Annotated in this window: 1 protein-coding gene; it reads left to right on the top strand. The window is 68.1% G+C overall.

The genetic code is table 11. The features are described from left to right. Window positions 1-360: hypothetical protein (locus QWI17_RS06825; protein ID WP_302721772.1), on the top strand; the 360-nt coding region annotated here is incomplete at both ends.

Here is a 360-nt window from a genome sequence, read left to right on the forward strand (position 1 = left end):
ATCGGCGCCAGCTCCGACGAGCACACCGTGGCCTCGCACCTGTCGATGCTCACCGGCGAAGTCTGGCTGAGCCTGGCCGGTTGCGGGCTCAATGCCAGCCAGGAGCTGCTGTTGTTCCTGACCCACCAGCATCGCCTGGGCCAGCTCGGCCACGTGGTCGTGCTCAGCGGCCTGAACAGCCTGGCCCACGAAGCCCTGTGCGAAGTGCTTGCCAGCCCCGCAGCGGCCCATGGCAAGGCTTACCAAGACTTTCTCAACAGCTTCAGCGAAGGCCTGCAGCCTGCCACCGCCGCCCGCCGGCAATCGTTGTGGCGGCGCATTGGTCAAGCCTTGGCGCCGCCGCCGCCAGCCGAAGCCGTG

Source organism: Gilvimarinus gilvus (assembly GCF_030518155.1).
GTDB classification, from domain to species: Bacteria; Pseudomonadota; Gammaproteobacteria; order Pseudomonadales; family Cellvibrionaceae; genus Gilvimarinus; species Gilvimarinus gilvus.